At 47.0% G+C, this 24,970-nt stretch carries 21 protein-coding genes and 1 riboswitch; of the genes, 9 read left to right on the top strand and 12 right to left on the bottom strand.

The window, feature by feature from the left end; all coding sequences use genetic code 11:
• Positions 1-115: 115 nt before the first annotated feature.
• The 7 genes from ACFQY8_RS05985 to ACFQY8_RS05955 form a co-directional block, all read right to left on the bottom strand.
• Entirely contained in the window at positions 116-820 is a 705-nt protein-coding gene (locus ACFQY8_RS05985) for a DUF6466 family protein (protein ID WP_377938980.1), read from the bottom strand.
• Positions 784-1,818 carry a vWA domain-containing protein gene (locus ACFQY8_RS05980; protein ID WP_377938979.1) on the bottom strand — a complete coding sequence of 345 codons (1,035 nt, stop codon included), beginning with the start codon at positions 1,816-1,818 and terminating at the stop codon, positions 784-786. Before ACFQY8_RS05980 ends, ACFQY8_RS05985 begins: the two co-directional genes overlap by 37 nt.
• Positions 1,818-2,924, bottom strand: a complete 1,107-nt coding sequence (locus ACFQY8_RS05975; protein WP_377938978.1) for a vWA domain-containing protein — start codon at positions 2,922-2,924, stop codon at positions 1,818-1,820. The genes ACFQY8_RS05980 and ACFQY8_RS05975 overlap by 1 nt, the downstream gene beginning before the upstream one ends.
• The gene (locus ACFQY8_RS05970; RefSeq protein ID WP_377938977.1) at positions 2,924-3,445 is read right to left on the bottom strand and encodes a hypothetical protein; all 522 of its coding nucleotides are present in this window, start codon (positions 3,443-3,445) and stop codon (positions 2,924-2,926) included. Before ACFQY8_RS05970 ends, ACFQY8_RS05975 begins: the two co-directional genes overlap by 1 nt.
• A gap of 8 nt (positions 3,446-3,453) precedes the next feature.
• Positions 3,454-4,374: a DUF58 domain-containing protein gene (locus ACFQY8_RS05965; protein WP_377938976.1), complete on the bottom strand. Its 921-nt coding sequence runs from the start codon at positions 4,372-4,374 to the stop codon at positions 3,454-3,456.
• A gap of 71 nt (positions 4,375-4,445) precedes the next feature.
• Positions 4,446-5,537 (bottom strand): AAA family ATPase, encoded by a 1,092-nt coding sequence (locus ACFQY8_RS05960; RefSeq protein WP_377938975.1) that lies wholly within the window; start codon positions 5,535-5,537, stop codon positions 4,446-4,448.
• An 83-nt stretch (positions 5,538-5,620) separates the two neighbouring features.
• Positions 5,621-6,310 carry a uracil-DNA glycosylase gene (locus ACFQY8_RS05955; RefSeq protein WP_377938974.1) on the bottom strand — a complete coding sequence of 230 codons (690 nt, stop codon included), beginning with the start codon at positions 6,308-6,310 and terminating at the stop codon, positions 5,621-5,623.
• Positions 6,311-6,382: 72 nt separating this feature from the next.
• Between ACFQY8_RS05955 and ACFQY8_RS05950 the strand changes: the two genes are divergently transcribed.
• Both ACFQY8_RS05950 and groL read left to right on the top strand, forming a co-directional pair.
• A complete protein-coding gene (locus ACFQY8_RS05950) occupies positions 6,383-7,084 on the top strand; it encodes a LytR C-terminal domain-containing protein (protein ID WP_377938973.1) in 702 nt (233 codons plus the stop codon).
• Positions 7,085-7,319: 235 nt separating this feature from the next.
• Positions 7,320-8,933 carry a chaperonin GroEL gene (groL, locus tag ACFQY8_RS05945; RefSeq protein WP_377938972.1) on the top strand — a complete coding sequence of 538 codons (1,614 nt, stop codon included), beginning with the start codon at positions 7,320-7,322 and terminating at the stop codon, positions 8,931-8,933.
• A gap of 120 nt (positions 8,934-9,053) precedes the next feature.
• Here the strand turns inward: groL and ACFQY8_RS05940 are convergent, their stop codons facing one another.
• Positions 9,054-9,344 carry a WXG100 family type VII secretion target gene (locus ACFQY8_RS05940; RefSeq protein ID WP_377938971.1) on the bottom strand — a complete coding sequence of 97 codons (291 nt, stop codon included), beginning with the start codon at positions 9,342-9,344 and terminating at the stop codon, positions 9,054-9,056.
• 189 nt (positions 9,345-9,533) lie between these two features.
• Here ACFQY8_RS05940 and ACFQY8_RS05935 point away from each other — a divergent pair, with 189 nt between their 5' ends.
• From ACFQY8_RS05935 to ACFQY8_RS05920, 4 genes are all read left to right on the top strand, one after another.
• Entirely contained in the window at positions 9,534-10,265 is a 732-nt protein-coding gene (locus ACFQY8_RS05935; RefSeq protein ID WP_377938970.1) for a response regulator transcription factor, read from the top strand.
• Positions 10,266-10,267: 2 nt separating this feature from the next.
• Positions 10,268-12,370, top strand: coding sequence for a sensor histidine kinase (locus ACFQY8_RS05930; protein WP_377938969.1), 2,103 nt, complete (start codon positions 10,268-10,270; stop codon positions 12,368-12,370).
• Between the two features lie 65 nt (positions 12,371-12,435).
• Positions 12,436-12,825: a cold-shock protein gene (locus ACFQY8_RS05925; RefSeq protein WP_377938968.1), complete on the top strand. Its 390-nt coding sequence runs from the start codon at positions 12,436-12,438 to the stop codon at positions 12,823-12,825.
• Positions 12,826-12,905: 80 nt separating this feature from the next.
• Entirely contained in the window at positions 12,906-13,928 is a 1,023-nt protein-coding gene (locus ACFQY8_RS05920; protein WP_377938967.1) for a DUF3027 domain-containing protein, read from the top strand.
• A 19-nt stretch (positions 13,929-13,947) separates the two neighbouring features.
• On the opposite strand, the gene ACFQY8_RS05915 is transcribed toward ACFQY8_RS05920, so the two are convergent.
• Positions 13,948-14,946: a universal stress protein gene (locus ACFQY8_RS05915; RefSeq protein ID WP_377938966.1), complete on the bottom strand. Its 999-nt coding sequence runs from the start codon at positions 14,944-14,946 to the stop codon at positions 13,948-13,950.
• Positions 14,947-15,138: 192 nt separating this feature from the next.
• On the opposite strand from ACFQY8_RS05915, the gene ACFQY8_RS05910 reads away from it, so the two are divergent.
• The 3 genes from ACFQY8_RS05910 (at position 15,139) to ACFQY8_RS05900 (ending at position 19,895) form a co-directional block, all read left to right on the top strand.
• Positions 15,139-17,718 (top strand): ATP-dependent Clp protease ATP-binding subunit, encoded by a 2,580-nt coding sequence (locus ACFQY8_RS05910; protein ID WP_377939204.1) that lies wholly within the window; start codon positions 15,139-15,141, stop codon positions 17,716-17,718.
• A gap of 264 nt (positions 17,719-17,982) precedes the next feature.
• A complete protein-coding gene (locus ACFQY8_RS05905; RefSeq protein WP_377938965.1) occupies positions 17,983-19,308 on the top strand; it encodes a hypothetical protein in 1,326 nt (441 codons plus the stop codon).
• Positions 19,308-19,895, top strand: a complete 588-nt coding sequence (locus ACFQY8_RS05900) for a DNA-3-methyladenine glycosylase I (protein WP_377938964.1) — start codon at positions 19,308-19,310, stop codon at positions 19,893-19,895. Before ACFQY8_RS05905 ends, ACFQY8_RS05900 begins: the two co-directional genes overlap by 1 nt.
• 14 nt (positions 19,896-19,909) lie before the next feature.
• Here the strand turns inward: ACFQY8_RS05900 and ACFQY8_RS05895 are convergent, their stop codons facing one another.
• The 3 genes from ACFQY8_RS05895 to ACFQY8_RS05885 all read right to left on the bottom strand — a co-directional run bounded on the left by ACFQY8_RS05895 (position 19,910) and on the right by ACFQY8_RS05885 (position 24,892).
• Positions 19,910-22,117, bottom strand: coding sequence for an energy-coupling factor transporter ATPase (locus tag ACFQY8_RS05895; protein WP_377938963.1), 2,208 nt, complete (start codon positions 22,115-22,117; stop codon positions 19,910-19,912).
• 33 nt (positions 22,118-22,150) lie between these two features.
• Entirely contained in the window at positions 22,151-22,744 is a 594-nt protein-coding gene (locus ACFQY8_RS05890) for an ECF transporter S component (RefSeq protein WP_377938962.1), read from the bottom strand.
• 5 nt (positions 22,745-22,749) lie between these two features.
• A riboswitch (FMN riboswitch) is annotated at positions 22,750-22,874 on the bottom strand.
• Positions 22,875-23,389: 515 nt separating this feature from the next.
• Positions 23,390-24,892, bottom strand: coding sequence for a glycoside-pentoside-hexuronide (GPH):cation symporter (locus tag ACFQY8_RS05885; RefSeq protein WP_377938961.1), 1,503 nt, complete (start codon positions 24,890-24,892; stop codon positions 23,390-23,392).
• Positions 24,893-24,970: the final 78 nt, after the last annotated feature.

Below are 24,970 nucleotides of genomic sequence, written 5' to 3'. Positions count from 1 at the left end.
CTCACAGTATGTACTGAACATCACCGTTGCGATGCAGACGAAAAATAATGTGAACCGATGTGGATAACTGTGTTGCTTACACGTAGAGCATGATTACAGATGATTTGCAGGTAGCCTACCACGGTTTTTTGGTCGTAGTTTGTGGAGCTTGAGGGGTATACGCTCGTTGGTTACGAGTGTTGTTATCCGTCACCGTTTTCATACGTTCAGCAGTATCACTGTCCTGCTTAGTATCTGTTTTATCTGTCTTTGAAGATTGCGCTGACGATGAGTCTTGCTGGTAAGTTGAAGATGTGTCTTGTGCATCAGATGACTGGCTTGCATCGTCGGTTGAGGACTTTTTGAGGTCGTCATTAACTTGCTTTGTGAGAGCTCGAGACACCAACTGATTGTGAAGTACCGAAGAGCGTAGCTGAGGGAATGCTACCTGTGCGATTGCAGAAGCTGTCATAAACTGTTCATCGGTGACTACTTGATGTGCTGCGATCATAGTCAAATCGGGATTGTCTTGAGCGTACTGAGCGAGTGACGTATTGAGATCTTCAGTTGCTTGATTATAGAGTCCAGACAGTAGGAGGTTTACGCCGCATAAAACGGTCGCAATGATGGCGAGAACTGTACATATGACGGTCGTAATGCGCAGAGCTAAACTGCCACGTGTCTGTGACTTAGACTGAGACTGAGAGGCGGGTTCAGCTAAGTTATGCGCCTTTCCTGCTAAATCAGCTGTGGCAAGATGACGAGTAAGATTGCTTGCTTGATTCATATCGTTCATATCATGATTCATAATGAGAGCAACTTTCGTGAAGTAGCTATCCATGCGATAATCTCCCATACCGCAACGATAGTGAAGAGGAGAGCAAACGGCCAAATAAGGGGAACTACACGACGGGAATTTCGGGTGGTAGAAGTCAAACGGTATGACGACGATTGAGAGTCTTGCACGGTATTCGCTATAGTCGTGCTACCACTTGGCTGAATATATGTGCCAGAGAGTTGATCTGCAATCTTTTTGAGGTTCTCGGGGGAAAGACGTGAAATTCCATCGCTATGAGTGTCTGGATCTTGGACCCATTGAGTGGGAGATGAGGTGCTCGAAGAAGAAATTCCAGCAGTCGTATAAGGTATCTTTCCGCCGTCTTCTGAGCCAAGTCCTATGACATATGACTTTTTGACGTATTTGCGAAGGACAGAGAAAGATTTGACAGATTCTCCTGATGTCTGTTCTCCATCAGAAATGTAATACAACACGATGGTGTCCTGTGGATGAGACGTCATCGTGGCATTCATCGCCGTCGTCAATGTATTGAGTGGCTTATCCAAGCTTGACCCCGCCGATGCGTTTGTCGGCTCCGTCTTTAGAGTACTTGCCCAACTCGTGACAGCCTGTGCGTCCGGCGTAAGTGGCACCGTTACTGCAGAAGTGGATCCAAAATTTATAGCCGAAAAACTTGCATCTGGGTACTGTTTCGTGATGTCCGTTATAGCTTTTTGAGCGGCTTTTATACGTGAAATAGTTCGAGTAGCACCATACTGAGCGTCTGACACTCCCATAGATCCAGTAACATCGACAGCGATGAAGACATCTGTAGTACTAATAGCTCGTGTCGTCACCGTACGATGGGTACTCGGTGCAAGGATGATAGCCACGAGAAGAACAGCCAAAACCAAGCGACGTGAAAGTGACCATACAGTAGTGTCTGTGCGTGTCTTGTGCCGTGCGTAATTTACTGTCATCCATACAGCAGTCAGAAGGATGAGAGCTATAAGAATGAGACTGCAAACCCATCCAAAAATAGGAGAGAACGCTATAAGCATTATCGACGAATCCTTCCTGCGACAAGGATGAATAGCATATATGCAATGGCCACAATAAGAGCTACAAGAGCTGGAGCATCTATAAGGTCACTGGTGTCATCATGGTCCTCAGCTCCTGATTTCGTCGTGCTGATGTCGCGCACAATATCTTGAACAGTGTCGTTGGAATTTAAATCCACGTAAGATCCACCATGCTTTTCGATAGTAGTTTTCATATCTTGCGCAGCCTGTGATTTACTCGTTTGATCTGTGCCTACATAAAGAGCATCAACATTAATGTGAGAGGTATGAGCTATATCGAGCGCCTGTGAAAGTGTGAAAGTCTGTTTTCCTGAGGGAACATTATCCGTCGCTAAAACAATGGTTGCATCGTGCGCCTTCCGAGATGCTGTGCTTGAGTATTGAGGCAGGGAAGCAATGCAGGATGCTAAGCCATCTCCGATGAGAGATGTGGAATTTTCAATGTTTTGTGTGCCGCTAAGCCAATCATTGATTTCCTGATATTGTTTATCGCTCATAGCGTCAATTGCCTTTTGACTTTGTACTCGGCTGAGCAAAGTGTAAGCATAATTAAGTTGATTTGTCACAACAGAGTAGTCGTCCGTCAGCGGGAAAACTGTTTTGGAAGTGGAGTTAAAGATATTCAGTCCTATGCGCTCCCCATGCAAGCTATTGACGAGAGATGAATACGCTCCGATAATTTGACGGTCATAAGCGAGTGCAGACCCAGAGACGTCAAGGCATAGCATGATGTCACGCGAGCTACTCTGAGCATTTTGCTTATTAACGACAGCGGGACGTGCGACAAGTACTGCACCTGCGATTGCTGCCACAACCAAACTTATAATGGCGGCGACGGAAAAACGCTTATATGTGCGTGCGTATCGCTGAGCGGTCTCATTACGTAGGTCAGTTTCAAGAGAGAAAGAAACTGCTTCGTTACCAGCTTTATGGATGCCTTTGCTCCGACGTTGCTTACGTTGCTGTGCTGAGATGTAACGCAGCACAAGAATTGCAGCAGCAATAACTATAAGTGCGCATACACATATAACGCCGAGCGCGAATGGCCATATGAGGCGAGTGGGGAAGAAACCAAATACTGACATTACTGCTCCTCCCACTTGTCTATCAAAGCGCGTATCCAACCGCATGCTTCGGCGACAGTGACATTTGTGGAACGAGAGTGTGTCGCTTCATAAGCAAATTGTGGAGGATAAAGTCCCTCTATAGTCTGCTTAAGTAGAGTGATACCACGTACATCACCATGAGGGTGCACTGTATCAAGATCAGCAAGAGTTTGCGTGGACATGTCTGTGTCAAGCTTGTCGGAAGCATAATCACGAGCGATACGTGCCAGCTCGTGGTATGCCTGTTGCTTAGTGAACTCATGAGCTGCATAGTCGTCCTCAACCTTTTGGATACGCTGCTTATAGGCGTGTGCAGATTGATGGATGCGTTTTACGCTGGCAGAGGCAGAAACACTATGAGGTAGAAATGCGATAATAGTTGCGATGATAAAAACTATCGCAAGTACAGCAGCAATGATGAGCCATATAATGAATTGCTTGCCATCGATTGACGGCGAGGGAACCTGCGTGAAGGTACGAGCAAGATAAATTACGTTCATAAATGTGCCTACTTCGAATACAAACCGTAGCGTGTATGAATCTGGGCGATGGAAATTCTGCGGATAAAAGTGGTAAACATGGACTCGCTAGATGTAGCGTGGAAGAGCGTAGCGCCTTTAACGTTAAGACGATGGTTGAGCTGGTCGACAGCGAGTTGGCGCGTAGTATGTACTTCTGTGCTGACGGTGTCATTGCGCATAAACGCTGGTAATTTCCTACCGCTTGTACCATCTGTTATCACAGAAAAATCGGTGTTCGTGTCAAAAGGATTAAGTACAGCGACACTCACAACGACAATAGGATGAGTCTGTGCAAGGACGGAAAGCTTGTCTAAAGCATCCTTATCCCAAGCCTCTTCGCTTGTCGCCAGCACCAAAAGGCAGTATCGGTCGCGTATATGCAATGCATAGTCAAGCAGAGCGTTCCAATCTCGGCGGTGAGTTAAATTCTGTTGAGCGATATCGTCGAGGAGACTGTCACATTCGAGATACCCGCCGGTGAGAGGAATGCGAGTGATAGTTTTCTCATTACCTACGATGAAATTCATATTGTCGCCGCGTTTGAGAGATAGCATGGCAAACATACGTAAAGCATTTAAAGAGACATCCAGCTGTGATTCGCCCGATATGGTCGTGCCGGTCATCTCGATACCAGAGTCGATAAACATCCAGACATTACTTGTCGACGAATGTTCTTGAGAAGCCACGATGGGCTGACCCGCGCGAGCGCTTGCCTTCCAGTCGATGCTACGAGCTTCATCTCCGATAATGTAGGGACGTAAATCTAAAAACTCATAGCCTGAGCCGCGACGATGGCTGGGGTGCTCACCTTCGATAATGCCCATGGCTTTGCTGACGAGAGGTAAGCTCAAGCGTGGACCTAACGCTTCAATTTTGCGACGAATAGGATCTGAAGTATTTGTTTTCACGCGAAAATGCCTCTATCTTGAAATTCTTAAAACCGCTAAGACCTTATGACAAATCTGTATACTGGATAGACTTAAGGTACTGGGACGGTGTCGATAAGAGTATCAATGACCTGGTCAGCAGTAATGTTATCTGCTAATGCTTCAAAAGTCATGAGTATACGGTGGCGCAAAACGTCGTGTACATGTGATTTGACATCTTCAGGGATGACGTAATCACGGCCGGAAATGAGTGCTTGAGCTTGTGCGACACGAATCAGGCTGATAGATGCGCGCGGTGAAGCTCCGAGGCGGACAAGAGAAGATAGTCCTTTAATAGGGTGGTTTCCTGCTGCGCGAGAAGTGGCGACGAGGTCAACCACATACTTTTTCACCTCATCAGAGATATGGACAGTGCGAGCTGCTCGGCGTAAATATGTGATATCAGACAAAGAAAGCGGTTGTACTGTGCCATTGTCGTATGCAACTGTGTCACTTTCTCTTGTCCCCAGCATGGAGAGCATAGCTACTTCTTGCTCAGCAGTAGGATATGTCATGACAGCCTTCATCATAAAACGATCCATTTGAGCTTCAGGAAGGTTATAGGTGCCTTCCTCTTCAATCGGGTTCTGAGTAGCAATGACCATAAACGGCTGAGGTAGTGGCATGCGCTCACCGCCTATAGTGGTTGCTCCTTCTGCCATCGCTTCAAGCATGGCAGACTGCGTCTTTGCTGATGAGCGGTTAATCTCGTCGAGAAGAACGATATTGGCATGAACAGGGCCAATCTGTGTCACCATTTTTTGAGTGGCGAAGTCAAAGACCTGTGTGCCTACTAAATCAGCTGGCATTAAGTCAGGCGTGCATTGGATACGCTTGAAAGTGCCAGAAACTCCTGATGCGAGTAAACGAGCAGCGGTGGTTTTTGCAAGGCCTGGTACAGATTCGATGAGAATGTGCCCACCAGCGATGAGCGTAAGAATCAAAGATTCTCGCAAATCTTCCTGTCCGACTAGCCCTTGCGCAAAGTGATCCCGCATACGCTGTGCGAGTTGCATTGCACGTTGTGGATTCTCTGGTGTAGTAGATGAAGATGGGGCTTGAGGCGGCGTTTGAGAAGTTGCAAGTGAAGGTACGTGAGGTACGGAGGTTTCGTGAGTTTCAGGTGTATTTTCAAAAATAGACATAATGTAACCTTAAAAGATTTGGCTCTATCGTGCATCTTATTGCGCTCTGTGCATAGCTATCTGCACAGTATTTATGCACAATTTTAAGGTAACTGCCAGTCAATGGGCTGCGCACCTTGGGCGATAAGTGCTTCATTTGCGCGAGAAAATGGTTTAGAACCGAAAAAACCGCGATGTGCTGATAGCGGGCTGGGATGAGATGACTCAATAATTGCAGCATGTGTCAGGAGTGGCTTGAGACTACGAGCATTTGCTCCCCATAGAATCGCGACGAGTGGCAGTGGCGCACCATTGGCATCAGTGCGCGCGTTGAGCACTTCAATAGCAGTTTGCGTGACCTTTTCCCACCCCTTGCCTTGATGAGAATTTGGTCTTCCAGCGTCAACGGTAAGTGCTCGATTGAGAAGCATGACTCCCTGATCTGCCCATGGCGTGAGGTCGCCGTTATGCGGCTGAGGAACACCGAGATCATCGACCAACTCAGTAAATATGTTGATAAGACTCTTAGGAAGTGGCTGTACATCTGGTGCTACAGAGAAACTCAAACCTACAGCATGACCTGGAGTCGGGTAGGGGTCTTGCCCAACGATGAGAACCTTAATGGAATTTACGGGATAAGTGAAGGCGCGCAAGATATGTGATTGTGCAGGCAATGTCAAGATTCCCTGTGCATTTTGCGCGCTGATGAAGGCAAAAAGATTTTCGATATCGTCGCGAACTGGCGCAAGCGCTGTGACCCAGCTTGGATGCATGAAGTCGTCAAGAGTAGTCATACGGCTGATTTTACACGGATACTGTGCATAGCTTTTCGTAAGATAAGTACAAGATATGGTTAAGGAGAAACGATGACACAGTCACACGCACGATATCCGCGAGATGAATTTGATAATTTCGTGGGCCAAAATGGCGGGGCACATCGCGGCAAAAAAACGATTGTAGCGCGAATCTTGCCGTATGTCGTTGCCATTATCGTCGCTCTTGCTTGTGCGCTACTTTTTTGGGGATGGGTCTCAGGGTCATTGGGCACTTCTCCTGTGAAGTCATCGACGAAGCAAGTGGCTAGCTCTGCGACAAGTAGCACGACTACGAAGAAGAGTGATTCCTCGTCAAACTCTTTGGCTTCTTCGTCTGCTCAAAGTAAGTCTTCGAAAACGCAGTCTTCGACGTCCACCTCTTCGAATAGCGCGAATAGTTCGAATGACCAACATGATAGTTCGCAATCGAAGGAAAAAGAGAATAGTGAAGATAACACGAAGACCGCACAAGCTTCACAAATCAATAAGGCAACCAACATTGTTGTCTTCAACGGCAATGGTACTTCAGGCTTTGCGGCGCAAAAACGCACTGTTTTGGCGAATGCTGGGTATACCTCAGTAACGGCGACGAATCCTTCGAATTATAGCTCGTTGCCAGCGTCCGCGACAGTGTGGTATGTCAATGACTCTGATGCTGCTACTGCTCAAGATGTGGCAAAGACGTTAGGAATCACGGCAGTAGAGAAAGTCTCTGCTTTATCGCAAGGATCTATTGCTGTAATTGCTAAGTAATGCGAGAAAGCGAGCGATTGCCCGATATGCGCCCTATGTGCGTAATAGATTCTAAATTAAGTTATTCCTGAATTTTGAAAAATCCGAGAAAACTTAGGCTGAAGGCAAAACGCCACATATTCGATTAGCACTCTCCATGGGGGAGTGCTAATCTATATCTCAGGTTCAAAAGTTGAGTTGGGTAAGCTCAAGTTTTGATGAATATGATGTAAACGATAGTTTCGAAAGGATGATCATGGCAAAGATTATTGCATATGATGATGAAGCTCGTCAGGGCATGCTTGCTGGACTCGATCAGCTCGCGGACACCGTTAAGGTAACTCTCGGTCCTAAGGGTCGTAACGTAGTTCTCGATAAGGCTTACGGCGCACCTACTATCACTAATGATGGTGTCTCCATTGCTAAGGAGATTGACCTTGAAGACCCATATGCTCGTATTGGCGCTGAGCTGGTCAAGGAAGTTGCAAAGAAGACCGATGACGTCGCAGGTGATGGTACTACGACAGCTACCGTCCTCGCTCAGTCTCTCGTACATGAGGGCTTGAAGAATGTAACTGCAGGCTCTAATCCAGTCGCACTTCGCCGTGGTATTGAAAAGGCTGCAGATGCAATTGTTAAGTCTTTGCTTGACTCTGCTAAGGATGTAGAAACTAAGGAGCAGATTGCTGCTACAGCGACTATTTCCGCTGCTGATCCTGAGGTAGGCGAGAAGATTGCTGAGGCTTTGGACAAGGTAGGTCAGGACGGCGTTGTTACCGTTGAGGACAACAACAAGTTTGGTCTCGACCTTGACTTCACCGAAGGTATGCGTTTTGACAAGGGCTATATCTCTCCTTACTTCGTCACCAATCCTGACGATCAGACTGCTGTGCTCGAAGATCCTTATATCTTGCTCACTTCTGGCAAGGTTTCCTCTCAGCAGGACATTGTTCACGTTGCTGAACTCGTAATGAAGTCGGGCAAGCCATTGCTCATCATTGCTGAAGATGTTGATGGAGAAGCTCTTCCAACTCTTGTCCTTAACAAGATTCGCGGTACTTTTAACACCGTTGCTGTTAAGGCTCCAGGTTTCGGTGACCGTCGTAAGGCAATGCTTCAGGATATGGCAATTTTGACTGGTGCACAGGTTGTATCTGAGGAAATCGGATTGAAGCTTGACTCTATTGATGAGACTGTACTCGGTCATGCAGCAAAGGTCATCGTTTCGAAGGATGAAACTACTATCGTCTCCGGTGCAGGTTCTACAGAAGATGTAGCAGCTCGCGTAGCACAGATTCGTCAGGAAATCGAATCTACTGATTCTGATTATGACCGCGAAAAGCTCCAGGAGCGTCTCGCAAAGCTCGCTGGTGGTGTTGCAGTTATTAAGGTTGGTGCAGCTACTGAAGTCGAAGCTAAGGAACGTAAGCATCGTATCGAGGATGCAGTTCGCAATGCAAAGGCAGCTATTGAAGAAGGTCTCGTACCTGGTGGTGGTGTAGCACTCATTCAGGCGGCTGCACAGGTTGAGGAATCTGTAAAGCTTGAAGGTGATGAAGCAACTGGTGCAAGCATTGTCTTCCGTGCTGTAGAAGCTCCAATTAAGCAGATTGCTTCTAACGCAGGTTTGTCTGGTGACGTAGTCATCGACAAGGTACGTGGTCTGCAGTCTGGCTGGGGTCTTAACGCTGCGACAGGCGAGTATGAAGATCTCATGGCAGCAGGCGTTACCGACCCAGTGAAGGTTACTCGTTCTGCTCTCCAGAATGCAGCTTCTATTGCTGGTCTATTCCTGACTACTGAGGCAGTTGTGGCAAATAAGCCAGAACCTGCTCCAGCACCAGCAGCAAACCCAGACATGGGCTACTAAAAGGAAGTTTCCTTAAATAGTTTTTATTTAAAATTCAAGGGAGGTACTGAGCTGCAGAAGTTCAGTACCTCCCTTGAATTTGTTTTGTATGGTGTCTGGAAATTTAAAATACAGACATATTTATCGCGCGAATAGTCCGCTCGCCTGCGTTTCGGCATCGGCATAGACTTGAGACGCAGCAGCTAGAGACTGCTGTATGGACTGTAATGACTGCTCCATAGTCGTTTGTGCAGTACGCCATTGCTCCATGAGAGAGGTAAATTGGGTAGCAGCGCTTCCTTGCCATGCGCCTTGTAAGCCGCTCAACTGCGTGTACATGGTTGTTACCGCTGAGCGAATCTGCTCGACAGAAGCGTTAATCGCTGTACTTGCACCCGCAATTTGCTCTGAGTCAACGTGATACTGAGGCATAATCTACTCCTTAGATTGAGATATGTATAAAACGTAGTTTTCAGCATAAGGGGTTTGTATATCGGTGTGCAGCTCTTCAAAAAACATGTGTACTGATGTGAATAAGTGCGTGTCGCGCACTACTCGTGCTGTCTGCGAAATTAATAAATTTTTCAGGAAGCTTTCAGAAAACTTTGCCATACTGAGATCATGACGCAAAATAATGAAGCACGCTTAGTAGTGGTTGACGACGAGCCATCAATTCGTGAGTTACTTTCCGCATCTTTGCACTTTTCGGGATTTGAAGTCGTTACCGCAGCAAATGGTACTGAGGCGATAGAAGTCATTCTTGAAAATAATCCCGATCTCATCGTGATGGACGTGATGATGCCTGATATTGATGGATTTACTGTGACGAGTCGCATCCGTCAAGAAGGTATAGATGCGCCCGTACTCTTCCTTACTGCACGTGATGATACACAAGATAAGGTCATGGGACTTACTGTAGGCGGTGACGATTACGTCACAAAGCCTTTTAGCCTTGAAGAAGTTGTAGCGCGTATTCGAGCAATTTTGCGCCGTACTCGTGAGCAGGTAGAAGATGACCCTGTCATTCGTGTAGCAGATCTTGAGATAAATGAGGATTCTCATGATGTCACACGGCACGGTCAGCTTATCGATTTGAGTCCTACAGAGTATAAACTTTTACGTTATCTCATGGATAACGAAGGAAGAGTTCTTTCTAAAGCGCAGATTCTAGATCACGTGTGGCAGTATGACTGGGGTGGGGATGCGGCCATAGTCGAATCGTATATCTCCTATCTTCGTAAGAAAATCGACGGAGTGGCATATATAGATGACGATGGTGAAGAGCAAAAAGTGACGCCTATCATTCTCACAAAGCGTGGCATTGGCTATATGATTCGAGAGCCTCGTGATTAACGATGAACGAACCGCAGTCGAAAAAGTCTTTTGGCAAGACCCTTCAGCACAAGATTAATTCGATACCACTAGCGACTAGGCTAGTGATGCTCGTGCTAATTTTCCTTGTTGTCGCGAGTTCTATTCTTGTTGGAGCTTCGCGCCAGCTTGTGTCAGCCGCGCTCATGGAAAAGACAGATACACAGCTCTTACGCCAAGCGAACCTTGTCGTCAATAACATTAATTTGCTTCAGTCGGAGAATAACCAACAGAGTAATTCTGAAAATCTGTCGAGTTCAGGCAGCTCGGATAGTTTGGACGATTTAGGAAGCTCAAATTTTGATGGTTCTGCCTTCGACTATTTATTTAGGGGAGCACTGTCGAACTCAAATTCTAAGAACGCCGTGAAATCTCGTCCGCAACCCCTATCCACCACGGGAAATCAAAATCTTGGACCGACAGATTACTTCGTGCAGATTCGTGATAACGACAATCAAATTCTTAGTATGCCGGTTGTGCCAGTTGCACATGATGGCGTGCTAGCTATACCATCGCTTCCGCAGGAGGGGAAATCGGCACAGTTTGCTTTCAACCGTCCGACGACTGTAGAAGCAAAAGTCCAGGTGGCACAAGGGGTGGCTATGAATGAGCAAGAAGCTAAAATTGCTCATGCCCCTTGGCGCGTTATCGCTATGCAAATGAAGAGTACGAGTGGCGATCAGTATGTTGCCTACATTGGTCTATCTCTCTTTGATGTCAACGATACGACCAATGCGTTGACACGATACTTTATCTGGTCTGCGCTGGCGATTGTTGTGGCTGCTGGATTGCTCGCATTTTTGGCGATTCGTCGCGCTCTCAACCCTCTCAAGCAAATGGAAAAAACTGCTGCGAAGATTGCTACTGGAGATCTGTCTCAACGTATTGCTAATTCTTTGCCAGAAAACACGGAAATAGGTTCGTTATCTGCATCGTTGAACACTATGCTTGCGCGCATTGAGCGTAGCTTTAAGAAGCAAGAAGATGTCACAAATCAGATGAAACGATTTGTCTCCGACGCTTCCCATGAACTACGCACACCTCTTGCTGTCATCCACGGAAGTACAGAATTATATAAGATGCAGCGCAATGCTCCTGGAACTGACCCTGCTGAAAGCGCAGATATGGTCATTGATCATATCGAAAAGTCGAGCTCGCGTATGACGGCGCTCGTCGAGGATCTGCTTTCTCTTGCACGGTTGGACGAGGGGCGCGGTATCGATGTCTCGCAAACTATCCATGTCGACGACATGCTCGTCGATTCCGTGGAGGATCTCCATGCGCTTAACCCTGAAAGGAAGATTACGCTTGGACGACTAAGCCTAAGTGCTGGGTCTATTCTTCAGTCAGTGCACAAAGAGAGTGCCAAGAGTGGCGCGAAGAGTGTGAATACGAATGGCGATATGTCCGATGACAGCGCAGACACTCTGACATTCATCCCAGGGACATTGCCTGTACTCACTGCTGGCGGCGACCCAGTACGCATGCGCCAAGTTATGACCAACATTATTGGCAATATTCACCGCTATACTCCTTCACAATCACCAGTAGAAGTTGGTGCTAGTCTCGTACGTGCACGTATAGATGCGAACGATTTAGCACAGCTTCCTTCTACACGCGACTCGTTGACGACATTCCTGAGCCATGTGTCTAGCTCAGTGACAGCTTCAGGAAATAATGATGCTTTAGAATATGTCGTCATTCGTATCGCCGATCATGGCCCGGGGATGAGCGAGGAGTCTCGTGACCGTATTTTTGAGCGGTTCTACACAGCAGATACGTCACGTGCACGTGAAAAAGGCGGCACCGGGCTAGGGATGTCTATCGCACAGTCTGTCGTCAAAGCACATCATGGGTTAATTTGTGCTACGTCAACTCCTGGAGGAGGACTGACCTTTACAGTGATACTTCCTATATCGCAAACAGTGCTTTTTAGGTCGCCAGATCCAGTGGAGGAGAGACTGCGAGAACGTACGAATGGTCCCGCAATCTTCGGCAAGCGCAGACGTTCAAAGGCAGACGATATGAAAACTATAGAGATTGACATTTCGCTGAATTCGAAGAATCGCGCCGCACAAAAGAAATAACGGTGTGAGTGCGATACAATAAGAGACCGTGGAGTCATGAGGAACTTTATGAGGAAAGGATGAATATGCCAAGCGGAAAAGTACGTTGGTTTGATGCTGACAAAGGTTATGGATTTATTAGCAGTGAAGATGGCGAAGACGTGTTCGTCCCTGCGACCTCATTACCAGCAGGTGCTACGACCTTACGCAAGGGTACAAAGGTAGAGTTTTCGCGCGTTGATGGTAGAAAGGGTCCTCAAGCTATGGACGTCATTGTTCATGGTCCTGCTGCATCTGTAGTTAAAGCTACTCGACCAAAGCCAGAAGATATGGCTGCAATCGTAGAGGACGTCATCAAGCTTTTAGATAGTGCGGGCAATGGTTTACGTCGTGGTCACTATCCGCACGCGCGGGAATCACAGAAACTTGCTCATGTGCTGCGTGCAATTGCTGATAATTTTGACGTTCAAGATTAGTGAAATATGCGATGCATAGACAGTATGGAGAATACACGTAGAATATGCATCATAAAAATTGTGGATAAAGAGAGCTCGTAATGACTGAAATATCGTCTCAAGAAGAGTCACAATCGGTGCAGACAGTGGATGTCGATGAATCTGTTAAGACACTAGCGCGTAAGATCCTCATGGATGTCGCTGAGCAGGCAGACCATGTGGGGGATTTTGTGACAGCAGTTCAGGTAGATAATGATGTTGTCGATGTGCGATTTGCCTCTCATATTCGTGGGTATGAAGGTTGGCAATGGTCTGTTACTCTCTATCACGATGTTGATATCGATCATTGGACAGTAAACGAAACGGTACTTTTGCCGACGAGTGATGCACTTGTGGCACCTCGATGGATTCCGTGGAAAGATCGACTTGAACCTTCAGATATCTCTCCTACAGATGTACTTGGTACTGAGGCTGATGATGAGAGACTAGAACAGGGTATTCGGCCTCAGGAGCATGAGGCTCGGGAAGCTGAAGAGGAAAAGGACTCTCAGGATGAGGTTTTCCGCTCAACGGGAGCTGACGCTACTGAAGCTATGAGTCCAGAAGAAGCCCAAGAAACTGCTGAAATTATCAACGAGTTCGAACTTGCGCGTTCTCGTGTGCTTTCACCAGTGGGACGACAGCAAGCTATGGATCGTTGGTACACTGGTCAGCATGGACCAAAGTCCTTATCTACACGAGTTGCTGCAGGTAAGACCTGCCAGACGTGTGGATTCTTTGTCTCACTCAAAGGGGAACTGGGCACGATGTTTGGTGTCTGTGCAAATAAGTGGAGCCAAGATGATGGTCGTGTCGTCTCCCTTGATCACGGTTGTGGCGAACATTCAGATATCGAACCGCCCGAGCCATCAGCGATGTGGATACAACCAGAGCCGACCGTCGATGATGATGACGATATCATCTTCGTACCTCGAACTCGCACTTCAAAGCCGACACCAGAGGATCGTAGACTCGCAGATATCCTCGAAGAAGTGGATGACCCGGAAGATATAGTGAGCGGTGAAAGCACAGAAGATGGTGCTGAAGATTCAGCTGATACAACTGAAAGTGTAAGTGAGAGCTGAAATATGAAGCATTCTGTCTTTAGTGCACTATAGTCACCGTTGTGAGCGACTTTTCCAGTAATTGATGGCTCACCGATCCGAGTACATGCTGGTCAAATTTGCCAAGACCGCGTGAACCGACGATGATGCGTTTCGCAAATCGTGACGCTTCGAGCAGGCCTTTCGCGGCAGAGGCGTGGACAACGTGTTTTTTTACAACCATGCCTTGTGGGATTTGAGCTTGCTTCACTATGGAATCAAGCGTCTTTTCTGCGAAGTCGCGGCCTTCTTCGATGGAAGGAATGGCATCTTCCCTCTCCATAATGGTAGCCAAGGATTTAAGCTGCCAGAAGTAGAAGATGTGAAGTTCGCGATTTTCTAGCCGTGCTGCTTCTATCGCGAAGTCTAGAGCGCGTAGAGACACTTGAGACCCATCCACTCCGACGATTATCGGCAAGGCATGATCATTGCCGAGCAAATTCTCTTCGTTGACGGATGCCGCTGTACCCTCGGCCACGCGATTAAGCATCTTCTCGCGAGCATCGCGTTCATCTTGAGGGGTGTCAAAAGATTCAATGCCTGATGGTCTTACCACAGTCACAGGAACGCTCGCCTGACTGACAAGATTTTCGCTCATAGAGCCGAAGAACCAGCGCGCTACAGCATTCATTGTGCGGCGACCAACTACTATCTGGTGGGCGCGCTGACCGATGTCGAGTAGTGCAGTAGAACCAGCTGAGTGTACAGAGGTTAAGCGAAGTCTTGAACGGTCAAAATCAAGACCTTCGCTAGCGGTATCGGCCCATTGCTCCAACTCAACGTTGATGAGTTTGCGAACACGCTCCCACTCATCTGGAGAAGTCGGCTCATCTCCTAAATCCCATGAATGAGTCCACCCATAAATTGCGTGGACCATCTGACGTGTGATATTTGACTCGCGCATAGCCCATTGCAACGCTGCGAAAGATTCTGGAGTACCGTCTACTCCGACGGCAAGCTCCCCAAGTGAGGTATGAGTATTTTCAGTAGTGACTACCATGACTTCTCTCCTTAAACCTTATGTTTCATTGTACTCGCGGCGTCTCGTGAGATAAAGTACAATGAAAAGAGATACAGAAGTTGCGTTGTCAAGACTCAACTTTTTGCGCTCAGAACGCAAAAAGAGAAAAATTCCAACAAAGGTATAGGAAAATCGTTAGACTTTAAGACAGTATAAGTAATGGAGGAATCTATGTTTGAACGCTTTACCGACAGAGCTCGTCGCGTCATCGTGCTGGCTCAGGAGGAAGCGCGCTCTTTACAGCATAACTACATTGGTACCGAACATCTTTTGCTCGGGCTCATTCGCGAGGGCGAAGGTGTAGCAGCTAAGGCTTTGGAAGCTAAAGGCGTGCAATTTGACGCTACTAAAGCACAAGTGGAGGAGATGATAGGCAAGGGGAGTGCTACTCCTTCTGGACACATCCCATTTACCCCACATGCTAAGCAAGTTCTCGAGCTTTCTTTACGTGAGGCTCTGCAGCTTGGTCACAGTTACATTGGCACTGAGCATATTCTTCTTGGTCTCATCCACGAGGGCGAAGGCGTGGGCACTCAGGTCCTCGTCAAGATGAATGTAGATTTAACGGAGCTTCGTACATCTGTCATTGATGCGATTCGCGACACTCATGAGGATGGTAAGGGCGAGCTTGCAAATTCTGGCTCCATCGCGAATAAGACAAATCAGTCCGGTGCATCTTTGCTTGACCAGTTTGGTCGTAATTTAACTCAGCAGGCACGTGATGGCAAACTTGATCCAGTCATCGGACGTAGCTCTGAAATTCAGCGTGTGATGGTAGTGCTAAGCCGTCGTACGAAGAATAATCCTGTGCTTATTGGTGAGCCAGGTGTGGGTAAGACCGCTGTTGTTGAGGGGCTAGCACAGAAGATTGTCAACGGTGATGTGCCAGAAACTCTGAAGGATAAGCAGATTTACTCGCTTGACTTAGGCTCGATGATTGCTGGTTCCCGCTATCGTGGTGACTTTGAAGAGCGTCTGAAGAAAGTCTTGAAAGAAATTCAAACTCGTGGTGACGTTGTACTTTTCATCGACGAAATCCACACTATTGTTGGCGCAGGTGCCGCTGATGGTGCTATGGGGGCATCCGATATGCTCAAGCCAATGCTTGCACGTGGCGAGCTCCAGACCATCGGCGCGACGACTACGGATGAGTACCGTAAATACATTGAAAAGGATGCTGCACTTGAGCGTCGTTTCCAGCCAATTCAGGTCAACGAGCCAAGCATTGCTGACACGATTGAGATTTTGAAGGGTCTTCGCAAGCGATATGAAGACCACCACAAAGTCACTATCACAGACAAAGCGTTGCAGTCAGCAGCAGAACTTTCGTCCCGCTACATCCAAGACCGTCATTTGCCAGACAAGGCAATTGATTTGATTGACGAGGCAGGTGCTCGACTTCGTATCCGCCGTCTTACTGCTCCTGCGGAGCTCAAAGATATGGACAAGAAGATTGCTGAGTTGAAGTCTCAGAAGGATCAAGCGATAGCTGATCAGGACTTTGAGAAGGCAACTTCTCTGCGCGATGAGCAGGAAAGCTTGGAAAAGACACGCAAAGAGCGAGAAAAGGCGTGGCGTGAGGGTGAATCTGATGTCTCTATGACCGTGGATGAAGAGGTCATCGCGCAGGTCATTTCAGAGACAACGGGCATCCCAGTCTTTAAGCTTACGCAAGCTGAATCTCAGAAGTTGCTCTCTATGGAAGATGAACTTCACAAGCGTATCATTGGGCAGGATGAGGCTGTCAGCGCTTTGGCTCGTTCTATCCGCCGTGCGCGCGTAGGTTTGAAAGATCCAAAGCGCCCGTCTGGTTCCTTCATCTTTGCTGGTCCTACAGGTGTGGGTAAGACTGAGCTTGCGAAGAGTTTGGCTCAATTCCTCTTCGATGATGAGGATGCACTGATTCGTATCGACATGTCGGAGTTCGGAGAGAAGTATGCTGCAAGCCGCTTGTTTGGAGCGCCTCCAGGATATGTAGGCTATGACGAGGGGGGCGAGCTGACCGAAAAGGTACGTCGTAAGCCTTTCTCTGTAGTACTTTTCGATGAAATTGAGAAGGCGCATCCGGACATCTTCAATACTCTCTTGCAGGTATTGGATGACGGACACTTGACTGATGGTCAGGGGCGTAAGGTGGACTTCAAGAACACCATTATCATCTTGACGACCAATTTGGGTACGTCGAAGATTGCGCAAGCTGCAAATACTGGCTTTAATATTGGTGGAAATACTGAGACTTCATATCAGCGTATGAAGGATCAGGTCTCTACCGAGCTTAAGGGACAGTTCCGTCCAGAGTTCTTGAACCGTTTGGATGACATAATTGTCTTCCAACAGCTCACAGAGCCTCAAGTCCGTAAGATTGTAGATCTCGACGTGGCCCGATTGAACTCTCGTCTCTTCGAACGCCATATGGATGTAAAACTGACAGATGCTGCAAAAGATTTGCTTGCTCAGCGTGGCTTCGACCCACTCTTGGGAGCGAGACCATTGCGTCGAGTCATTCAGCGCGACATCGAAGATGCAATTTCCGAGAAGATTTTGCTTGGCGAAATTCGTGAGCATGAGCAGATTTCTATTGATGCTGAAGGCGAAGGCATTTTGGGCGAGTTTATTATCACTTCGAAGCCGTTCGTTGAAGAGAATTCTGAAGTGGCGGAGGAGAAGAAACTATCAGATGTGACTTCACCTGTTGAGACAGTTGAACCTGTAGTTACTTCCGTGCAAGCTTCGCAGACTCCAGCTGAGTAGAAAGCTCTAGAGCAAAGGCCTTAAGACTCTTCGATCCATTGGTCGAGGAGTCTTTTGCATTTTCTTACATGGATGATGACACGCAAACGCAGATAACAGTGGTATGCGGTACGAAGCAGGAAAATCAGACCTGTCATCCTAATCTTTCATGTTGTGAAGTGGTGTATATAACCTATATATAAGGTCAGCCCGTGAGACAGGCGAATGATGCATTCCTCCTCTTGCTAAATTCAAAGTTAATGAATAAGCAAGCAGGAGGTGCTCATGCTGAGTGATGGTGAGATTCATAATCTTCAGGAATATATTGAAAAACGCCCATTTGGTGCGACGGATGCTCAGGTAAAAGAACGTATTGGCAAGACAAATAAGACGGATCCACTCACTCAAAATCAGTGGAAGAAACTTCTCATGGTTACGGTTAATAGTGGTCAGAAAGATATGTTTTACTATACCGCTCGCAATATTGAAAATTTGGGTGATACTACGCCATATATGCTACACACAGTATATTCTCGTGTGCGTGAAGATATGCAGGATAAACGTATCGACCTTCTGAATATTCTTATTCCTCGGGCGAAGGATAAGCAGAAAGCACTCAATGAGACTATGATGAGTGCTGCGTGGTTTGGAGAAACGAAAATTGTGAAATACTTGGTTGATTGTGGTGCAGATTACGTGTATAAGGCTGAGAACGGAAAGACTCTGGACATCTGTGCACAACGTGTAGAAAAAGCGTTCAATGATGGGGCAGTCAAGGAATACGTTGAAGCGTTACATCGCGCTCAGAAGAACAGTGGCGATACGCTCGCAGCAAGTAGTAAGGTTTGCGCGTACGGGTTGGTTACCCAGTCGGGACTGTCGAATATTACTGATGGGTCTCTACTCATTGATAGCTTTCTCAATTGCGTGCAGCTCAATGATGATCCTGAGCATGCTATGTCTGCCCGAGGTGTAAAGAAGAAGGCGAGCATTCTACTGGGCATCTTCGTGGCAGGGCTTGTTTTGTCTGGCGTGGTTCTTCCTCCTGTATTCAGTCAGAATACGGTTCCTGTCTTATTCGCGATTTCCTTTGTGCCCGCAATTGTTGCATATGTGTATATTGCATTAAAGCGTGGTGCAGAACTTCAGATCTTTACTGGTGCTCTCCTTCTCCTTGTGCTATGTTTTGGCTTGTCACTTGGTATTTCTGCGAAGGCTCAGCCTCGATTGTATCTTCCTATGCTTGCAGTTATGATTGTGCTTGGCATTGTTGTTGTAGTATTGATTGGTCATAATCTTCGACATAAGCAATGGTGGCTTGTGGCCATTACCATTGCACTGACGATTGCTGCTTATGAGGTGAGTGGGCACATGTATCACTTCTATCAGCCTGGTTGGTATTGGCCAGGCGCTGTCATGATAGTGATAGGCTTCATGCTCATATCTGATTTGGATATTATTGATCGATTTGTCAGCGCCGGAAATATGGACAATTCATACGAGTGGGCTATGGTTGGCTCGATTTTTATCGAAATCGCTGCGGGTATGGTCACGCTCGGACAAGGACTTGATGATAATGCAAATTTGGAGCTTAAGAACTTCGTAGGTTAATGATGAACGAAGAATGCAACTCTTGGGCTCACGATGACCCACTCATGCTCGACTACCATGACACTCGATGGTGTCGGCCAGTTCATGATGACAATGAATTATTTGCTATGCTCTGCCTTGAAGGGCAGCAAGCAGGGCTGTCATGGTCGACTATTGTCAAGAAAGAAGCAGCTTTTCGGCTAGCCTTTGACAATTATGATATTTCTCGAGTCGCCCACTATGATGAGCACACGATTGAAAAGCTGATGAACAATACTGCAATCGTGCGCAATAGACGCAAAATTGAGTCTGCCATTCACAACGCGCGTGTGATTGAAGATATGCTCACTATGGGAAAGTACTCAACGTTTGACGAATATATGTGGCATTTTACTGATGGCGCGCGGATAGTCAATCGTTGGACTGAATTCTCACAGATTCCAGCAAAATCTAAGCTCTCAGAAGCTGTCAGCAAAGATATGAAGAAGTATGGTTTTACTTTTGTTGGCCCTGTTATCATGTATTCATATCTTCAGGGTATAGGTGTCATCGACGATCATCTTGATGGCTGTCCTTGCAAGCTCAATGAGAAGTTCTCGCGAAAATAGAGAGAGGATAAGCGTTAAATAAACGAGAGTGCAATGATTCCTCCACCATATGTTGCAAATCCTGCGATGAGTGCATAATCACGCCATGTAATTTGCATCGTGCGCCATGGGATGCGATGAGCATCAGCATCGAAACCTCGTGTATCGAGGGCCATGCTGAGTTTGTCTGCATGGCGGAGTGCATTGGCAATCGCGGGGACGAGCAATGCTTGTGCGGAGCGCATTCGAGCAGGGAGAGAACCGTGGAGAATGTGGGAGCCACGCAAAGACTGAGCTGTCGCTAAATTCTTGAAATCACGTGTCAAAATTGGCATAAACCGTATGGTCAGAGCGGACATCAATGCGAGCTCGTGTACGGGGATGCCGATGTGCTTGAGCGGGCGGGACATCGCTTCCACGGCATCCGTAATGCGATTAGCAGGAAGCATATGAAGAGTAGCTATCGCGATAACGCCGACGAGCGCAAATCGCCCTGCATAAAGGATGGCAGCCATGGCACCACCTGTAGTAATGCGAACGATGCCTTCATGTACGAGTTCACGTCCCGATTGGACGAAGAAGAGGTTAAAGAGTCCCATGACAGCTATAAAAATCCAGAAGCCGTGAAGTGAACGTACGATTTGAGTAAATCTGATTCCTGACAGTGTGGCATAGAGAACTGTCGCACCCACACCAAGAGCGAGCATCCATATGCTGTGTAAAGTAAATGTACTGATCATAGCGAGAAGCGCCAAAACAGTAGTAACACGAGGATCGAAGCGAGTTTGTGGGGCGTGTGCGTCGATATATGACTCTTCGCTACGCCGTGACGTGCAATAAGCATTATGTGCGGACTGCTCAAGAACTATGGCGCGAGTAGCATACTTCTCAATTTCTGTGAGAGAGTGAGAAATCATGACGATAGTCGTTCCGGAAAGTTGCAGACGTTTGATGAGTGTAAGAATCTTATCTGCAGCATCGACATCTAAACTCGCCGTTGGCTCGTCAAGGATGAGTAAATCTGGCTTCATCACAAGTACACCAGCGAGTGCGACAAGGCGTTGTTGCCCACCAGACAATTCCCACGGAGAATTCTCGAGTAGATGGATAATTCCTAAAAATTTACAGACATCGTGGACGCGTGCTAAAACTTCATCCTCGCTCAAACCATTGTTGCGCGGTCCAAAAGCGATATCATTATACACAGTGTCAGCAAAGAGCTGTTGCTCTGCCTTCTGCATGAGAAAACCGATACGCTCAGCATGGCTGATTAATGTGCCGGAAGTCGGCTTTGCTGCTCCTGAAATAAGATTCACCAGCGTTGATTTTCCTGCACCATTTGGTCCGGCAAGAGCGAGAAACTCTCCGCGTGCGATAGAAAAGTCAAGATTTTCAATCACAGGTTGTGCATCGGGATATGCAAAGCCGAGATTATGTGTTTCTACTATAACGTCGCCTTTTGCATGCATGGACGTATCAATGTTGACCTTGTGCAAAGCATCGGGGGTGATTGTAATATCTTCATCGCGTGACAGCGCATCCCAATCCTGAGACGTACTGTCACGTACGATAGTTCCTTGACTCATATCGATGACGCGATCCCCATACTTTGCGACGTACGCATGATGGGTAATGAGAACGATGGTTGTTCCAGCATCGTGTGCTTTTTTAAGACTTTCTAGTATATTGTTGCGAGATGCGGTGTCAACGAAAGCGAATGGTTCGTCGAGTATAAGTAGCTGTGGTGATGGAGCTAAAGCGGATGCTATAGCTACGCGTTGCTGTTGTCCCCCCGAAAGATTAAGAGGATTTGCATCAGCATATTGAGACATGCCAGTTACCGCGAGCGATGTGTAGACGGTATGCGCTGTATGCTCTGGTTGATATCCTAAATTTTCCGGCTCAAATGCTACATCGTCTTTAACGGTTGTGGCGACGATGTGGTCTTCAGGATTCTGCGTGACGTAGGAGATATCGCGTCGTGCGTGATGGTATGCAATGCGATTGATGTTCCCCTCGTCCATGACATGATGCCCTAAAAGGGTAACGGTACCTGAGCTTGGAGCACTCACTGCTGCAAGGATGCGAGAGAGGGTAGATTTTCCTGATCCATTGTGCCCGAGTATGGTGAGCCATTGGCCGCGAGGAACACTTAAAGAGACACGTGAAACTGCAGGAGCGTCAGACTGCCCGTAGACAAAGCTGACGTCCTGCAGTTCGATAGCGAGAGAAGTGTCTGTCATAGAAAGTGAAATGCAATAAATGTGTATGCGATGCTAAATACGACGCTCATTTTTGCGAGACTGTGCAAAAGCTTTGAGAAGTGACGTGACTGGTTTGTAGCACAGCACAGTCACGACGATATTGATTACCGCTTTAAGCGCGTTGAATGGTAAAAGAATAGGAATAATCATTGCGGCCACTTGCGATACTGAAGTTGCTGTATACAGAGGGGTAAAGAGCAAATTTAGTACAATCGCTGTTAGGATGAATGCTAGAGCGCCGATAATCAAACCTATGAAGGCGCCTCTTTTTGTGCGATTCTTCTTATAAATTGTGGCAGCTGGAAGCGCAAATGCTGCAATACAGAGCAGACCAATCAATCCTCCGATAGGATTGGTAAAAATGTGCGGTGCAGATGAGATAAGCGCAACGATGAAAGCGGCGAGTGGCCCGTATGCGAAGCCTGCAAGGAGTACGATGATGCCGCTTGGATTATATTTCAAAAATGGTGCTGCTGGGAAAATAGGAAACTCCACGAAACTCAGTAAAAGAGCAAGAGCACTCAGGAGAGCATAGATAGCAATGCGCTGACTTGACCAGTAATTCTCATTCACGCGGGAATTCTGCGTATGAGTATCAGAAGACATAGTTTTCCTCATTTCTTCCATCCGGACTGTACCGTTGGCTTCGGAGTTTCACCGAATCAATCGCACGGATTTGTACGAGTCGCGGGCTATACCGCCAGTCGAGGAATTCCACCTCGCCCTGAAACTTACACACTAAGCATAGCGTATGGAGAGCACATAGACATGAGAGCGTAAGTTTTCGTGAGAAGTATGACGACAGGTGCTAGTGTTAGCGTTTGTTTCTTACTGTACTTATATGATCCTGAATTGCCAAATTAATCGTTACAGTCACAGATAAAAGAAAAAAGGGTCATTGATATCCTGTGAAATGTTGTAGTTATTACAGGACATCAATGGCCTTTTTTCAAACCCCTGACTGTAACGATTAATTTGGCAATTCAGGTTTATGCATAAGGTCGATAAGCACGCTTTCTTTATGACACGATTACTCTGCTACCATGAAGCACAACTCCTTTTACTTGTTTGTGTAACAATTAGTTTTGGTTGATATTAGTACTACAAGCGAGTGCTACATTTTGAACTAGAACTACAGAACATCCACAATACGTACAAACCCACAAATAAATCTCGTTCCCAAGGAATCCATGGGGACGAGATTAACTCTTTATGCAGGTGAGGTTCTTTACGTAGAAAAGATTGTTTTTGCTAAGCTTGAGCATCAATAGATTGCGTTTCAAGCTCGCGAACAATCTCCGCGTGACGCTTCTCTGTAAGTGTGACCTTAAACTGGTAAATGAGGAAGCTTGCGGCGATGAGTACCATCGGTGCTGCGTATGCCATGAGACGGAACATCATCATATGATTGCTTGTAATGATCGGTATAGTACCGTTTGCAGCAGCAACCATACCGACTGCGACCGTAATTGCGGCTACGAGTTCATTGGCAAGCGCACCAGAAATCTTATCAATCATCGGACGTACAGACAGGACCAGTGCTGAATTTCTCGTCCCAGTGCGGAGTTGCCCATACTCTACTGAGTCGGTAAGGGTCAAGATGATAGTGAGCTGGATATACGTTGCAGGGACGTAGAAGCAGATGAGAGCACTCATGACGAGAATGACGTTCGAAGAGTCGATGAAGAGTAGGAGGAATGCGAGGAAGACGAGTCCTAGCGAAATTCCATATATGATTTTGCGAGGAACTTTCTTGTTGAGTAGTGGATAGGTCGGTGCCATGACAAGACCTGTTACTGCTGAAATAATGCCGACTATCCAGAACAAATCATTGCGACGAAGAGCGTAAGTGAAGATGAAGTACATCATCGCGCCGGTCGTACTGTTGGCGATGCCGTAGCATAGATATGATAATGCAGACCACAGCATCTGGTCATTGTGAGCGATAGCGTGAGCAAGCTCTTTCATATCGTTGATGACAGATACCTTCTTGACACTCTTATTATGCTTAGCTTCCTCCTTAGCGTTCGCTTGTAGGGATTGCGGTGTTTCTTTGACTGTCACGACGGAAAGCATAGTGACGAGTGCAAGCACTGAGATGATAATCGCGAATGCTGTCCAGCCTTCTTGTGTTTGCTGGCTTGCTGTGATTTTGTCAAAGCTAAAGAAAGAGACGAGTGGCACGATAAGTACGGTAACTCCGTTGTAACCGATAGATCCTGTGAACGTTGCCCATGATGTCAAAAGGCTGCGCTCGGATTGCTCAGATGCAATGGCAGGAATCATGCCCCAATAGGAAATATCCCTGAAGGAATAGAAAATGTCGAGGATGACGAATGTGATGATGAATGCAATGATGTAGTACGTCATATTGACATTTACAAGACCGAAAATTCCGGTGTAAACAGGCGTGAGTAGGAGTGCGCTGATCAATCCGCCCCAGAACTGCCAGAATCGGTAGCGTCCAAACTTCGTGCGTGTACGGTCAATGATGGCTCCTAAAAGTGGATCGATAAAGATTTCTGCAAGACGAATAACGACCATGAGGCTCGTCACCGTCGTAATCATTGCCGCAGGGCTATTGACGTGCGCGTGTGTAAGCAAAGCGTTCGACACGTAGGTGACGAAATAGAGATTTAAGAATGCATAGAGAGCAGCCTGTCCGAGGTTGCCGCAGGCAAATGCTACGCGTCTCAGCCATGGATTGTGGTTTTCAGTCTCGTCAGGTATATCGCATGGTGTTGGTGTCTTCATTACAGAACCCTTTCCTCAACATCTTCGTTTTGGTTGTTCACACACAAAGTAGCTGTGCGATGAACTGGCTTTAGTATA

Source organism: Alloscardovia venturai, from assembly GCF_042676605.1.
Taxonomy (GTDB): domain Bacteria; phylum Actinomycetota; class Actinomycetes; order Actinomycetales; family Bifidobacteriaceae; genus Alloscardovia; species Alloscardovia venturai.
The sequence above is the reverse complement of the archived record's forward strand: the minus strand, read 5'-3'. Positions and strand labels throughout refer to the sequence as shown.

Coding starts and splice junctions, on each gene's coding strand:
- ACFQY8_RS05985 (WP_377938980.1), bottom strand. CDS start 820: ATGGATAGCTACTTCACGAAAGTTGCTCTCATTATGAATCATGATATG.
- ACFQY8_RS05980 (WP_377938979.1), bottom strand. CDS start 1,818: ATGCTTATAGCGTTCTCTCCTATTTTTGGATGGGTTTGCAGTCTCATT.
- ACFQY8_RS05975 (WP_377938978.1), bottom strand. CDS start 2,924: ATGTCAGTATTTGGTTTCTTCCCCACTCGCCTCATATGGCCATTCGCG.
- ACFQY8_RS05970 (WP_377938977.1), bottom strand. CDS start 3,445: ATGAACGTAATTTATCTTGCTCGTACCTTCACGCAGGTTCCCTCGCCG.
- ACFQY8_RS05960 (WP_377938975.1), bottom strand. CDS start 5,537: ATGTCTATTTTTGAAAATACACCTGAAACTCACGAAACCTCCGTACCT.
- ACFQY8_RS05955 (WP_377938974.1), bottom strand. CDS start 6,310: ATGACTACTCTTGACGACTTCATGCATCCAAGCTGGGTCACAGCGCTT.
- ACFQY8_RS05950 (WP_377938973.1), top strand. CDS start 6,383: ATGACACAGTCACACGCACGATATCCGCGAGATGAATTTGATAATTTC.
- groL (WP_377938972.1), top strand. CDS start 7,320: ATGGCAAAGATTATTGCATATGATGATGAAGCTCGTCAGGGCATGCTT.
- ACFQY8_RS05940 (WP_377938971.1), bottom strand. CDS start 9,344: ATGCCTCAGTATCACGTTGACTCAGAGCAAATTGCGGGTGCAAGTACA.
- ACFQY8_RS05935 (WP_377938970.1), top strand. CDS start 9,534: ATGACGCAAAATAATGAAGCACGCTTAGTAGTGGTTGACGACGAGCCA.
- ACFQY8_RS05930 (WP_377938969.1), top strand. CDS start 10,268: ATGAACGAACCGCAGTCGAAAAAGTCTTTTGGCAAGACCCTTCAGCAC.
- ACFQY8_RS05925 (WP_377938968.1), top strand. CDS start 12,436: ATGCCAAGCGGAAAAGTACGTTGGTTTGATGCTGACAAAGGTTATGGA.
- ACFQY8_RS05920 (WP_377938967.1), top strand. CDS start 12,906: ATGACTGAAATATCGTCTCAAGAAGAGTCACAATCGGTGCAGACAGTG.
- ACFQY8_RS05915 (WP_377938966.1), bottom strand. CDS start 14,946: ATGGTAGTCACTACTGAAAATACTCATACCTCACTTGGGGAGCTTGCC.
- ACFQY8_RS05910 (WP_377939204.1), top strand. CDS start 15,139: ATGTTTGAACGCTTTACCGACAGAGCTCGTCGCGTCATCGTGCTGGCT.
- ACFQY8_RS05905 (WP_377938965.1), top strand. CDS start 17,983: ATGCTGAGTGATGGTGAGATTCATAATCTTCAGGAATATATTGAAAAA.
- ACFQY8_RS05900 (WP_377938964.1), top strand. CDS start 19,308: ATGATGAACGAAGAATGCAACTCTTGGGCTCACGATGACCCACTCATG.
- ACFQY8_RS05895 (WP_377938963.1), bottom strand. CDS start 22,117: ATGACAGACACTTCTCTCGCTATCGAACTGCAGGACGTCAGCTTTGTC.
- ACFQY8_RS05890 (WP_377938962.1), bottom strand. CDS start 22,744: ATGTCTTCTGATACTCATACGCAGAATTCCCGCGTGAATGAGAATTAC.
- ACFQY8_RS05885 (WP_377938961.1), bottom strand. CDS start 24,892: ATGAAGACACCAACACCATGCGATATACCTGACGAGACTGAAAACCAC.